Source organism: Citrobacter sp. CF971 (assembly GCF_006385635.1).
GTDB lineage: Bacteria > Pseudomonadota > Gammaproteobacteria > Enterobacterales > Enterobacteriaceae > Citrobacter > Citrobacter freundii.
The window spans coordinates 2,185,381-2,198,595 of the sequence record NZ_CP041051.1 but is presented as its reverse complement, the minus strand read 5'-3'; the positions used below and the strand labels follow the sequence as shown (position 1 = coordinate 2,198,595).

General features: G+C 49.9%; 10 protein-coding genes and 1 pseudogene. 5 read left to right on the top strand and 6 right to left on the bottom strand.

From position 1 onward, the window contains the following. Positions 1-35: 35 nt before the first annotated feature. Positions 36-620 (bottom strand): tetrathionate respiration response regulator TtrR, encoded by a 585-nt coding sequence (gene ttrR, locus E6P06_RS14050; RefSeq protein WP_003836549.1) that lies wholly within the window; start codon positions 618-620, stop codon positions 36-38. Further along, positions 595-2,328, bottom strand: a complete 1,734-nt coding sequence (gene ttrS / locus E6P06_RS14045) for a tetrathionate respiration histidine kinase TtrS (RefSeq protein WP_115454673.1) — start codon at positions 2,326-2,328, stop codon at positions 595-597. Before ttrS ends, ttrR begins: the two co-directional genes overlap by 26 nt. Before the next feature lie 227 nt (positions 2,329-2,555). Between ttrS and ttrB the strand changes: the two genes are divergently transcribed. From ttrB to E6P06_RS14020, 5 genes are all read left to right on the top strand, one after another. Next, complete coding sequence (ttrB, locus tag E6P06_RS14040; protein ID WP_003836551.1) at positions 2,556-3,290, top strand: tetrathionate reductase subunit TtrB; 735 nt, start codon at positions 2,556-2,558, stop codon at positions 3,288-3,290. Continuing rightward, positions 3,291-4,313, top strand: coding sequence for a tetrathionate reductase subunit TtrC (ttrC, locus tag E6P06_RS14035; protein WP_139935349.1), 1,023 nt, complete (start codon positions 3,291-3,293; stop codon positions 4,311-4,313). It begins immediately after the preceding gene. Beyond that, positions 4,306-7,371 (top strand): tetrathionate reductase subunit TtrA, encoded by a 3,066-nt coding sequence (gene ttrA, locus E6P06_RS14030; protein WP_136346127.1) that lies wholly within the window; start codon positions 4,306-4,308, stop codon positions 7,369-7,371. The genes ttrC and ttrA overlap by 8 nt, the downstream gene beginning before the upstream one ends. Positions 7,372-7,811: 440 nt before the next feature. Next, positions 7,812-9,677, top strand: a complete 1,866-nt coding sequence (locus E6P06_RS27985; RefSeq protein ID WP_233622624.1) for a hypothetical protein — start codon at positions 7,812-7,814, stop codon at positions 9,675-9,677. Beyond that, positions 9,646-10,062, top strand: a complete 417-nt coding sequence (locus E6P06_RS14020) for a hypothetical protein (RefSeq protein ID WP_003836560.1) — start codon at positions 9,646-9,648, stop codon at positions 10,060-10,062. The genes E6P06_RS27985 and E6P06_RS14020 overlap by 32 nt, the downstream gene beginning before the upstream one ends. 69 nt (positions 10,063-10,131) lie before the next feature. Here E6P06_RS14020 and E6P06_RS27980 read toward each other — a convergent pair. From E6P06_RS27980 to E6P06_RS14000, 4 genes and pseudogenes are all read right to left on the bottom strand, one after another. Next, a pseudogene (locus E6P06_RS27980) lies at positions 10,132-10,254 on the bottom strand (hypothetical protein); the annotation flags it as partial. A gap of 16 nt (positions 10,255-10,270) precedes the next feature. Then, positions 10,271-11,083, bottom strand: a complete 813-nt coding sequence (locus tag E6P06_RS14010; protein ID WP_016150148.1) for a MetQ/NlpA family ABC transporter substrate-binding protein — start codon at positions 11,081-11,083, stop codon at positions 10,271-10,273. A 21-nt stretch (positions 11,084-11,104) separates the two neighbouring features. Then, positions 11,105-11,773 carry a methionine ABC transporter permease gene (locus tag E6P06_RS14005; protein ID WP_139935348.1) on the bottom strand — a complete coding sequence of 223 codons (669 nt, stop codon included), beginning with the start codon at positions 11,771-11,773 and terminating at the stop codon, positions 11,105-11,107. Then, entirely contained in the window at positions 11,766-12,788 is a 1,023-nt protein-coding gene (locus E6P06_RS14000) for a methionine ABC transporter ATP-binding protein (protein ID WP_046670595.1), read from the bottom strand. Before E6P06_RS14000 ends, E6P06_RS14005 begins: the two co-directional genes overlap by 8 nt. Positions 12,789-13,215: the final 427 nt, after the last annotated feature.

Genomic DNA, 13,215 nt, shown 5'->3' with positions numbered 1-13,215 from the left:
CAAAATTCAATGAAAATCAAAGAAATGTCATCATTCTACTGAACTCTCTGAAGTCGATTTACAAGCTCAGCAAGACTTCCCGCCTGCATTTTTTCCATCACCCGCGCCCGGTGCACTTCAACCGTACGCACGGCAATATTCATGGCATCAGCAATTTCCCGATTCATTAATCCTTTTGCTACCAGATGCGCCAGTTCCCGTTCTTTTGGCGTAAGCTGTTGATAGCAGCAGATGATCTCTTGTCGCGAGAACGCCGCTGCCGAGACCTGCAAGGCATGTTCTAATGCTGCCTGAAGCGGCACGGCTGACACCGGTTTTTGCAAAAAATCGACCGCGCCACGTTTCATTTGCTCAACCGCCATCGGCACATCGCCATGCCCGGTGAGAAAGACCACCGCCAGCGTGCTTGCTTTCTGACGCATGATTTCATGCACAGCGTGCCCATCCAGTACCGGCATACGCATATCCAGCAGCAGTACACCCACCTGGTGCAGATTTGCCTCAGCGAGGAATTTCTCACCTTGCTCCCAGCAAGACACTTCATATCCCAGACTTTCCAATAAAAACGCACAGGCCTGGGTGACGGCAATGTCGTCATCCAGCAGATGAATTATCGCCACTACGGCCTCCTTCCCGATTTGGTTTAAAATATAATGTCACTCTCGCCCCCGCTTTTCCGTCCGGGGCCTGCTGATTGTTGATCTCAATATCTCCGTTTGCGTAGCGCACCAGTCGCTGACAAATGACCAGTCCTAGTCCCATGCCTTCTTTACGCGTGGTCATAAACGGCTGAAACGCCTGATACAACTGCGTCTCGTCAATGCCTCCGGCATTATCCTGCACCTGAATACTCACACCACCATCCTTATGCAGGGCGCTAAACCAAACTGTGGTAGCCCCTGCCTGGGCGGCATTGAGTACCAGATTGGCCAGCACCTGCTCAAGAAGAACGCTTGGCAGCGTCAATGTTAACGCCTTGCTGACCTGTGTGTGCAGCGTTACCGCCGGGAATTGCTGGGGCATGCGTAGTAATTGCCAGACGTGATGGATAGCATCGTGAACGTTGATGGCTTGCCAGTCATCGGGAAGTACCGGATTGCCCTGTGCCTGGCTGACCCACTGCCGGAGATTGCGCAGCGTATCGGCCCCCCTTTGTGCCTGGGTGTCGATGTGCTCAAGCGCGGGCAGCAACGGATGCTGTTCATCCTGACCGCGCAGGCGAATCAGACAGCCTTGGGCATAATGGCGGATAGCTGACAACGGCTGATTGAGCTCATGGGCAAAACCGGAGGTCATCTCCCCCAGCACGCTCATTTGTCGGGCAGTCTCCAGCGCCTGTTCTTGTTTGTGCAACAACACGTTGTTTCGTTCCAGTTGCCTGCCACGTCGGCGAACCAACAACATCACCCAGATGTAGTTGAGCGTCAGCAACAACAGCACGATGGCCGCCGCTCCCATCGCCAGCCGATGTTGAATAAACCAGCTTTTGACATCCAGCCACAGCTGACGCTGCTGCGGATGCTGGCGAACATCGCGCAACAACGCTTCAACTTCGCGGGTCGAGGCGGGCGCTCCCCAGCGAAATGTCGCGTTTTGCGGTGCATTGAACAGCACCCGCGTGACGCGATCGGCCAGCTCGTCACTCACTGCAGGTAGTGCGGCAAATGACCAGTCAGGATAGAGCGGTGTACTGGTCAGACAGGGAATTGAGGTCGGATGGTTCAACACGGTCATAAAATCGGTTTTACGAATGAGGCCTTCTTCATCCATTTTTTCCAGCAGACACACCGGCACGATCACCGCCTGCACGGCTTTTTCACGTAATAAATAGAGTAAGGCATCGGCGGGAAATCCGGTAAACGTCAGACGTAAATCGCGTTCAGGGCGCAGACCGGCATCACTGAGCGCTTTATATCCCAGCAAATAGCCGCCAAACGCCTGAGCATCAATGGCGCCAACCGTTTTGCCGATCAGATCGTGTGGGGAGGTTATCCCGCTGTCGCGTCTGACGAGGATCGCGCTGCCGATCACGTTACTGGTGGCTTTCCCACCACGGGTGGAGCGTAGCGAAGCCAGCCAGCGCAGCGCAGAACGGCTGTTTAGCTGAACAAACTGCGCCGGATTAGTAACAACAAACTGCACCGTTCCACGATTCACCGCCTCCTGCATCTGGTGCAGATCCAGCGGTTGAATATGAAACTGTTCGCCGGGGATTTGCTGATTCAACAATGTTTCCAGCGGCTGCCAGTGATTACGTGTAGAAACCTCCCCGCGCATCGCCAAAACGCCAATGTTCCATGTCTGCGCCCTGACCGCGCCGCTTAGCATCCACAGCGACGCCAGCACTGTCAGACATCTTACTACGTTGCGTCCCACTCAATTATCCCTGTCAATTATGTTGTTTTAGATCAACAACAAGCCGGGTATGTGGTTAACCACAATAGAGTATACCCCGTCACGATTTTTACACTGTAAATCATTGAGATTCTTTATGCATCACACGCAAATCAACGGCGTGACCAATGTTTCGTTGTTGCATCGTGACGGGAGAAAATATGGACAGCAGTAAACGGCAGTTTCTCCAGCAACTGGGCGTCCTGACCGCTGGCGCATCACTGGTTCCGCTGGCTCAGGCGAAATTTCCCTTTTCGCCTGAACGCCATGAAGGCTCACTTCAGCATCGCTACGCCATGCTGGTTGACCTGCGACGCTGTATTGGCTGCCAGGCCTGTACCGTCAGTTGCGCCATTGAAAACCAGACGCCACAGGGCGAATTTCGTACCCTCGTCAACCAGTATCAAGTACAGATTGAAGGTCAGCAAAGTGTCACCAACGTCCTGCTGCCGCGACTATGCAACCATTGTGATAATCCCCCTTGCGTGCCCGTTTGCCCGGTACAGGCCACTTTCCAACGCGAAGACGGCATCGTGGTGGTCGACAACACACGCTGCGTTGGCTGCGCCTATTGCGTGCAGGCCTGCCCTTATGATGCGCGATTCATCAACCATGAAACGCAAACCGCCGATAAATGTACCTTCTGTGTTCACCGCCTCGAAGCGGGGCTGCTCCCGGCCTGTGTAGAATCCTGCGTCGGCGGCGCGCGCATCATTGGCGATATTAAAGATCCACACAGCCGCATTTCACAAATGCTGCATGAACACCATGACACCATCAAAGTCCTGAAGCCGGAAAGCGGTACGTCTCCTCACGTGTTCTATCTGGGACTGGATGAGGCGTTTGTCACCCCATTGATTGGACGTGCTCAACCCGCTCTCTGGCAGGAGGTTTAAATGAACCATTCACTAATTATCGACGAGGTTCTGGCCCATCCCCAGGACGTAAGCTGGTTACCCTGGGCCGTACAATATTTCTTTTTCATCGGCATTGCCGCCTGCGCCGCACTGTTTGCCTGCGTTCTCCACTGGCGCAAAAAAGAAACGGCAGTTCTGGAGAATCTGACGCTGTTAATCGCCCTGACCTGCGCGATTACCGCACCGCTGGCGCTGACCGCTGATCTACACCAAACCGCCCGCGTCTGGCATTTCTATGCGTATCCGACGCCCTGGTCCTGGATGCCGTGGGGCGCACTGTTCTTACCGCTGTTTACCGGTTTTTTAGGTCTGTGGTTTCTGGCGCAGCACGTTAAACGACTAACGCTAAAAAGTTACAACGTCACAAAATGGTTGGCACTTGGTAGCGCGCTGTCCGCCATCGGATTGCTGGTTTACACCGGCCGTGAAGTGTCGGTGGTGCAGGCGCGTCCCATCTGGTTCAGTTACGCCTTTCCGGTTGCGATGTTCCTCAGCGCGCTGCAAACGTTTCTTGCCCTGCTTATTGCCACGACAAATAACAAGGACGTACTGCCGCGTAAGCTAGCGTGGGGGCAAATGGTCACGTTGATCGCACTGGCTATCGTGGTGTTGATCTGGGCGAGCGGTAATACGCTTTCCGGTTCGGCTATCCGCCAATGGCTGGATGTTGCTTCTTCAGCACAACACTACGCTATCGGTTGGGTGGCGTTATGGCTTGTTTCACTTGTTCTTTGCGGGTTGGTTGTACGTTACCCCTTGTCGCTACCGCTGCGCATATTACTCGCTTTTAGCGCCATGGCGCTGTGCTGGCTAATGCGCTGGACGTTACTCATCCAGGTGCAGACCGTACCGAAATTTAACGCGCAGTTTAATCCCTACACCCTGCCCGGCGGCACCGATGGCTGGCTGGCCATTGTGGGTACCTTCGGCCTGTGGATAGCACTGATTATTATTGTTCGTGAAGCCCTGAACGCGATCGCAAGGAGAATGCAACATGGCTAATTTAACCCGTCGTCAGTGGCTTAAAGTGGGCCTTGCCGTAGGTGGCATGGTGACTTTTGGCCTGAGTTATCGGGATGTGGCAAAGCGCGCGATAGACGGTTTGCTGGATGGAACCTCGGGCAAAATTACCCGTGACCGCATCTTTGCAAACGCGCTCATCCCTGAAGCCAACGCCCGGCCGCACTGGCAGCAAAACCCGCAGCAGGTGATCTCCATGACACAGTGTTTTGGTTGCTGGACGCAGTGTGGCGTGCGGGTTCGCGTTGACACTGAGCAAGGCAAGGTGCTGCGCATTGCGGGCAACCCTTATCATCCGTTGTCGCACGAGCACCATATAGACGCCTCCGTCCCCTTTACCACGGCAATGGAACAGTTGGCCGGGGAGTCAGGTCTTGACGCACGTTCCACCGCCTGCGCCCGTGGTGCAACTTTACTCGAAGGTCTGTACAGCCCGTTACGTATTCTGGAGCCCATGAAGCGCGTCGGTAAGCGCGGTGAGGGAAAATGGCAGCGCATCAGCTTCGAACAGTTGATCAAAGAGGTGGTGGAAGGCGGAGATCTGTTTGGTGAAGGCCACGTTGATGGTCTGAGAGCCATCCACGATCCCGCTACACCGCTTGATGCGAAACATCCCGGCTTTGGCCCAAAATCCAATCAACTGCTGGTCACTAATACCAGCGATGAAGGACGTGATACCTTTCTACGTCGCTTCGCACTGAACAGTTTCGGCAGTAAAAATTTCGGTGCTCATGGCGCTTACTGCGGTCTGGCCTATCGGGCCGGTTCCGGCGCGTTAATGGGCGATCTGGATAAAAATACCCACGTGAAACCCGACTGGGATAACGTCGAATTCGCGCTGTTTATGGGCACCTCTCCGGCGCAATCCGGCAACCCGTTTAAGCGCCAGGCCCGCCAGTTGGCCAGCGCCCGTTTACGTGACGACTTCCGCTATGTTGTGGTAGCGCCCGCCCTGCCATTAACCACGGTGCTGGCTGACGATCGCGGCCACTGGCAGCCCGTACGACCGGGAAGCGACTCCGCGCTGGCGATGGGGATGATAAGCTGGATTATCGATAAACAACGCTATAACGCTGATTATCTCGCCATTCCCGGCGTGCAGGCCATGCAGCAGGCAGGAGAAAAAAGCTGGACTAACGCCACTCATCTTGTGATTACCGATGAAATTCCAACGCTTGCCGGACAACACCTGACCCTCGCCCATCTGAGCACAAACGCCGCCCAGGAGCCGGTGGTCGTCAACGAGGCCGGTGAGATTGTCGCCGCCAACAGTTGCCCGCGTGCGCAACTGTTTGTTACCCGCGAGGTGACGCTGGCTGACGGGCAGACGGTAACGGTAAAAAGCAGCTTCCAGTGTCTGCGAGAGTCCGCAGAGAAACTGTCGCTAACGCAGTACAGCCAGCAGTGTGGGGTGTCAGAAGCAGACATTGGCGCTCTGGCCGACGCATTCACCCGCCACGGACGTAAAGCGGCAGTAATTACGCACGGCGGAATGATGGCAGGCAATGGATTTTATAACGCCTGGTCGGTAATGATGCTCAATGCGCTGATTGGCAACCTCAGTCTTGAAGGTGGTGTGTTTGTTGGTGGCGGCAAATTCAATGGTGCCACCGACGGTCCGCGCTACAACATGGACAGCTTCGCCGGGAAGGTAAAACCGAAAGGGTTAAGCATCGCGCGCAGTAAAACCGCTTATGAGTCTTCCGAAGAGTACCGCAATAAGGTAGCTGCCGGACAATCCCCCTTCCCGGCTAAGGCCCCGTGGTACCCGTTTGTCGCAGGTCAGCTTACCGAACTCCTCGTCTCGGCGCTTGAAGGTTACCCTTATCCGCTGAAAGCCTGGATCTCAAACATGACCAACCCGTTTTACGGCATTGCGGGATTACGTGGCGTGGCGGAAGAAAAGCTTAAAGATCCTGCGCGTTTGCCGCTGTTTATCGCCATTGACGCCTTTATGAACGAAACCACGGCGCTGGCAGATTACATCGTGCCGGATACCCACAACTTCGAAAGCTGGGGATTTAGCGCTCCGTGGGCAGGCGTGGCCAGCAAAGCCACCACCGCGCGTTGGCCTGTCGTCAGACCTGCGACCAGCCTCACGGCTGACGGTCAACCGGCCTCGATGGAATCTTTCTGTATCGCAGTGGCAAAGCGCATTGGGCTACCTGGATTCGGCGACAATGCGATTACCGATCCGCAAGGTAATCACTATCCGTTGAATCGTGCGGAAGATTACTACCTGCGCCTCGCCGCCAATATTGCGTTTATGGGCAAAGCCCCGGTTGCAGAGGCACAGCCGGAAGACATAGCGCTAACCGGAGTACAGCGGATCATGCCTGTGATGACCCAAACGCTGAAACCCGATGAAATCAGCCGAGTTGCGTTTATCTACTCCCGCGGCGGGCGCTTTGCGCCGGACATCAGCGGGCGAGTTGATAACCGCGTCGGCAATGCCTGGGAAAAACCGCTCCAAATCTGGAATGCGAACGTCGCCGCGCACCGTCATGCAATTACCGGCGAACGCTACAGCGGCTGCCCGGCCTGGTATCCTTCACGTCTGTCTGATGGACGTGCGGTCGAGGAGTTGTTCCCGGAACAAGAGTGGCCGTTGAAACTGATTTCCTTTAAATCCAATACCATGTCCAGCGCCACGGCGGTTATCCCGCGCCTTCATCATCTGAAACCGGTTAATCTGGTGGCGCTCAATCCGCAGGATGGTCAGCGGTATGGTTTAGCGCACGGCGATATCGTGCGTATCACCACCCCTGGCGGTCAGGCGCAAGCGCAGATAAGTCTGCTGCATGGCGTCATGCCGGGTGTCATCGCCATTGAACACGGTTACGGGCATAAAGAGATGGGCGCAGCTCAGCATACGCTCGACGGCAAGCCAATGGCATTTGATGCACAGATAAAGTCAGGGATTAATCTCAATGATTTGGGCTTTGCGGATCCTACCCGGCAGGTTGCCAATACCTGGCTTGACTGGGTGTCGGGTGCGTCGGTGCGTCAGGGGTTGCCAGCGAGAATTGAGCGTATATAACTTTAGCGCCGGATGACAACGCTAACGCGATTTATCCGGCCTATGACGTTCAAAGTCATTGGCTATAGAGATAACTCCAACAGAAGTTACTCAATGACGGCAAAGTTGGGTCAAAAGAGGTTTTCTGGCACAAACTAATAAAGTAAGGAACAAATCACATGCTGTCTTCGCTTACGGTTTGGTTGCTGATAATGATTCATTAGGCGATTCAGTATCAAATGGCAGAGTTGGTGAAATAGAGTTAATTATTGATAAAAGCCGAATTTTATAATTCATTTATCCGATAAATAGATAAACCCTTGAATATTTAAAACCTAAATTTCACATGCGGAATTTAGGTTTTTTTGTGTAATTTGAGAACATAGTCACATTAATTAAATGTGAAATAGTTTGATATCATATACCCATTAGTCTGGATATTTAAAATAGGGACTTAATCTATGAACTTCTGGGATGAAGATAAGCAAGGCTTTTTATTATCTCCTGGAGATAGAACAAGTTGCGGCGGTTATATTTTGGAAAATACTTGTCTCCCTCGTATCAGAGGAATTAACATAGCATGCGAAGGAGATGAATATATATGCGGCCTTGATGGTCAACGATATAAAATTGAAGGCGGCGTACCAAATGGTTCATATATAGAGGTAGGTAGAAATTTAATTAGAAATACCTTCAAGAATACCTTTGATGATGACATCGATTATGAAGGTCGAAAAATAACACCAGCCTTAGAGAGAGTGAGGAAAATGCAGGAGGAATCAGGTTTACAAAGATGTTCATATGATTCACTTAGAGACCTCAATGAAAGATTTGAACATGATGATTTTATTGGTTCTGCAGGAGGTATAATATCAGGGCGAAAAACAATCATTTCTGGAGATAAGGACAATAAATTCTTAACTTCAAATTTCAGCACGGGTTTTCGAACACGGATTTCCAGGCATTTATTTGATACTTACGCAAGGATGGGGAAAGATTTATCAGGTTATGAAACAGAAATAATATGTCTCCTTGCAGGTTCCGCACACAGTAGAGGTTCATGCAAATGTCATTGCAGGTTTACACCACGTTTTAATTTAACATACAGATATGATGAATATCTTTTGTCCAGTTTTCAGTCAGTAAATAACACCAGTAATTCAAAACCGGAGACACCACCTGTACGGCATCAGCGCCCCTCTGAAGCAAGACAATCGGTTGAACCCGGTTTTTGTGTCGTGCCAGATCAAACATCACCTAAGAAATATGAGTGTGAGTTAATAGTCAATCCACCATCGGGAGTAAGAGAGTTATACCGCCAACTAAATCCAGAAAGAGGAAAAAAACCAGGTTCAATATTGATTGTTGCTGATCCTGAAAAAATTGATACCGATAAAATAAATCATATTAAAGTTGCCAGAGATAAAATTGATCTGGCTTTAGCACCATTAACAAATGAAGAGGCTAAACTTCTATTTGAAAACAGAACCCCGGTAGATATATTCGCATCAAATTTATACAGTGATGCACTAGGAACAAGTGGCGACATTTTGGGTTATATAAAGGACGCGGGAGGAAACTATTATGAAGAAATTAATAAAAAATTAAATCAAATTCAGGGTCTATACCAAAGAACTTATAGCGAAAATGCTGGTCGTATTTCTGGTGAGGAATTTTTTGGTCAGCGAAAGCGGTTGTTTAAAGAGCTTGATGCTATTGTGAATAGATTATCAAAAGAGCAATTAGATCTAAAACAATATGATAATATAAAACAGGCACTAGGACTATCAACAAAATCAATTATACATAAATGGGATCAAACTGGTATAAATGATATTGAAGGGTATGCAAGTTATATAGAAAAATCCGCAAAGTTATTTAAAATAATGAAAACCGTAGGTTATGTTGGTGTCGGCCTCGATTTTGCTAGTTACACTACAAATGTATACGATGCTTGCGCAAAAGGCCGTAAAAGTGAATGTAGAAAAGCCGCTATCTCTGAATATAGTAAGTTTGGTGGTAAACAAACTGCAAGTATGTTTGCCAGTGGTGCTGCTGGCACAGCTTCCAGAGCTGTTTGCATGTGGGCAATGGGTTTTGCTAGCGCAGAATTTGCAGGCGCTGGTGCTGCATTATGTTTAGCGATCGGCACTGGTGCTGGAATCTTAGCAGGTAAAGGTGCTGAAAAATATGGAGAAAAAGCAGGAGAGTATGTGGGAGAAATTATAATTAATAGTCCAGAAAAGCTTACCTACTCGCCCGAGACATTTATGGAAGAATCAGGAATCCTTATATATGAAAAGTTATTTGATAGAAAATTACGCTAATTTACAAGGTTTGATAGGAATAAGTTTTATGTTTTTAATGCTAGCAATAATCTTTATATCTTATGTTATTAATGGTTATAATTACAAGATAATTGCAAAAGCATATGAGAATAAATTTGGTTTGCTTCCTCAAACAGCACGACTGGCAAGAGGGGCGAGTTTGATTGGCACTCCTGCGGCATATTTCGCAAAAATAGATTTTATTATGGGGAGCCTTATATTCCCATATAATAGAGTAATCAATCATGATATGAGTATTGAATCTTATAATTATATTAGAAACCTTCCAGGTCATTTGACTACCGGGTTTAAAATAGAAGCAGCCCTATGGCTTGCTGAGTTAGTATTAGCGATGGCTTTTATGCTAATAGAGTTTATTGTTTAAAAACAGGGACTCCGGTGGAGTCCCTTTTTAACTTTTATTTCAATGTGCCATATGTTTGAACAACTATCCAGCCATATGGTTAACCGGATCGATTGACGTCAACGTTCCGGTCCATCCTGTATGACTATAGGTTTCTGAAATGGTTAACACACCGGACGTTGACGGCATCGATGCGTTACCGTTCATACGCCACTCGGCAAAAAGCGGATTAGTTGTTTACCGGGATCACCGCGCCTTTATATTTAGTACGGATCCAGTCCTGGATCTCTTTTGAGTGCAGGACATCAACCAGCGCCACTATATCCTTCTTCTTCTCGTCGCCACGATGCACGGTAATGATGTTGGCGTACGGGTTGTTTTCACCGCTTTCAACGGCAATAGGATCTTTCACAGGATCCAGCCCGGCGTCGATGGCGTAGTTGGCGTTAATCACCACCGCATCGCCTTCGTCGTTGTTATACATCTGCGGTAACAGCGCGGCTTCCACGTTTGGCAGGAACTTCAGCTTTTTCGGGTTTTCGACGATATCGCTAATGCGCGCGGTTACTTTATCCACGCCCGGCTTCAGCTTAATAACACCCTCTTTTTCGAAAATCGACAGAATACGGCCTTCCTCAGATACCGCATCGCGCATGATGACTTTGCCGCCTTCCGGTAGTTCTTTAAGCGATTTCACTTTTTTCGAATAGATACCAATTGGCTCAATGTGAATTGCTCCGGCGCTGACGAAGTCATACGTTTTATCGCCCGCATGATCTTTAATCACACTGTTCAGGTACGGAATATGCTGGAAGTAGTTAGCGTCAATCTCACGACCAGCCAGCGCGGTGTTCGGCAGAATGTAATCCTGGAACGGTTTAATCTCCAGATCGATCCCCTGTTTCGCCAGAATCGGTTTGGCCTGTTCAAGGATCTCCGCGTGCGGCACGTTAGATGCACCAACGGTCAGAGTGTCTGCCCAGGAGGCAAAGCTCAGAGCGCTTAAGGTTGCTGCGGCGAGTAACGTCAGTGATTTTTTCATGATAATGGTTTCCGTATTTTATTAGCGTTTATCTAACAGAGAGGTGATCACATCGCCGCAAAGCTGGATGATGAAGACAATGAGCAAAATCGTCACCGTCGCCACCAGCGTGACGTCGCTGTGGTTGCGCTGGAATCCTTCCAGATAGGCCAAATTCCCTAAACCACCGGCACCAATTACCCCTGCCATCGCGCTGTAGCTAACCAGCGCAATTAGCGTCACGGTGATCCCGGACACCAGAGCAGGAGAGGATTCCGGCAGTAAAACCCGAAAAATAAGCGTGCTCAGCCGTGCGCCCATCGAACGGGTCGCTTCAATAACGCCTTTATCCACTTCACGCAGAGCGATTTCGACCAGACGTGCATAAAACGGCGCAGCACCGACGATCAGCGCAGGCAACGCGGCATTGGCGCCGAGAATGGTGCCTACCATCGCTTTGGTAAACGGGATCAGCAGCACGATCAAAATGATGAATGGGATTGAACGAAAGATATTCACCACCAGCGAAATAGCGCTATATACCGCTCGGTTGGGGAACAATCCGCCGCGCGCGGTCAGGAACAATGCCAGACCAAGCGCGATGCCCAGAATAAAGGTCGCAGCACCCGAAAGAGCTGTCATATACAGCGTTTCATGGGTTGCCGCTAACAGTTGCTCCCACTTCAGATGGGGAAACAGTTCTTCAGCCATGTTGAATCACCTCGCCTTCAATGTCGCTCTGGCGCAGGTCGGCCAAAATATTGTTCAATTGTTCCTCAGAGGCCACCACGTGCACCCAAAGTTGACCAAACACACCGTGTGCGGTTTGCGTCATTTTGCCGTGCAAGATATTGAATGGCAGGCCATAGCGCAGGGTCAACTCGCCAACCACAGGCCGGTGCGTGCGTTGCCCGGTAAACGTAAGCTTGATAACTACGCCGCCAAGCTCACTTGCCAACTGCGGATTAAACTCGTCTTCCTCGGTGTACTGACTCACCTGACGAACGAACTGTCGGGTGATCGGCTGCTGTGGATGGGTAAAGACGCTGAGTACGTCGCCTTCCTCAACAACTTTGCCATTTTCCATTACCGCCACGCGATCGCAGATTTTGCGTACTACGTGCATTTCATGAGTGATCAGCACAATGGTCAATTTGAAGCGACGGTTAATATCGAGGAGTAAATCGAGGATCTGATCGGTAGTTTGCGGATCCAGCGCCGAGGTGGCTTCGTCACACAGCAGGACATCCGGATTGTTCGCCAGCGCGCGGGCAATTCCTACACGCTGTTTTTGCCCGCCGCTGAGCTGGGACGGATACGCATTTTCACGACCGCTCAGCCCAACCAGCGTAATCAGTTCAGCAACCCGCTGTTTGATTGACGCTTTGGACGCGCCAGCGATTTGCATAGAGAAAGCAATATTTTCGCTAACGGTCCGTGACCACAGCAAATTGAAGTGTTGAAACACCATGCTGATTTTCAGTCGTGCCTGGCGTAACGATTCCCCACGGGCGGCAGAGATATCGTGGCCGTTAATCATCACGCTGCCGGAGGTCGGTTTTTCCAGCCCATTGAGCAAACGAATTAAGGTGCTTTTACCTGCCCCGCTGTAACCAATAATGCCGTAAATCTGTCCCTGTTCAACCGTCAGGTTGACGTTATCGACAGCGGTGATGGCAAGCCTTCCTGGCGTAAACACTTTCGAAATATTTTTCAGGACAATCATGTCGTTTGGGTATCCGCTGCTGCTTATTGTTCTTCTGCTATCACTTTTGGCTGTTTAGCAGTATGGATGTCCAAACGAGTGTAATCAGCGGAATTGTCTTTTAAAATGAATTAAAAAGTATTTGATATAACATTTAGATATATATGTCGCGAACACTGAACAGATATCCGTTCTATCCCAGCCACGATGATGGAAAAACTCCTGACATTTTTGTTCACTGTTTTTTTTATCTCAACCCATCTCAATTTATAACTGAATCGAGCAAGCCAGCATCTTTTAAATGAGACATAGGAAATTGCAAAACTAATACATGACTGTGCTCACAAGATATCTTGCGTTAATTGTAAACATATAAAAATAAAGAACGTGTAATCCACTTTTTATTATTCTCAATAATTTGGTTTTGCTTCCGGTTTACAGCATGATC

Excerpts from the sequence above, each read along its gene's own strand:
- ttrS (WP_115454673.1), bottom strand. The coding sequence starts at position 2,328 with ATGCTAAGCGGCGCGGTCAGGGCGCAGACATGGAACATTGGCGTTTTG.
- ttrB (WP_003836551.1), top strand. The coding sequence starts at position 2,556 with ATGGACAGCAGTAAACGGCAGTTTCTCCAGCAACTGGGCGTCCTGACC.
- ttrC (WP_139935349.1), top strand. The coding sequence starts at position 3,291 with ATGAACCATTCACTAATTATCGACGAGGTTCTGGCCCATCCCCAGGAC.
- ttrA (WP_136346127.1), top strand. The coding sequence starts at position 4,306 with ATGGCTAATTTAACCCGTCGTCAGTGGCTTAAAGTGGGCCTTGCCGTA.
- E6P06_RS27985 (WP_233622624.1), top strand. The coding sequence starts at position 7,812 with ATGAACTTCTGGGATGAAGATAAGCAAGGCTTTTTATTATCTCCTGGA.
- E6P06_RS14020 (WP_003836560.1), top strand. The coding sequence starts at position 9,646 with ATGAAAAGTTATTTGATAGAAAATTACGCTAATTTACAAGGTTTGATA.
- E6P06_RS14010 (WP_016150148.1), bottom strand. The coding sequence starts at position 11,083 with ATGAAAAAATCACTGACGTTACTCGCCGCAGCAACCTTAAGCGCTCTG.
- E6P06_RS14005 (WP_139935348.1), bottom strand. The coding sequence starts at position 11,773 with ATGGCTGAAGAACTGTTTCCCCATCTGAAGTGGGAGCAACTGTTAGCG.
- E6P06_RS14000 (WP_046670595.1), bottom strand. The coding sequence starts at position 12,788 with ATGATTGTCCTGAAAAATATTTCGAAAGTGTTTACGCCAGGAAGGCTT.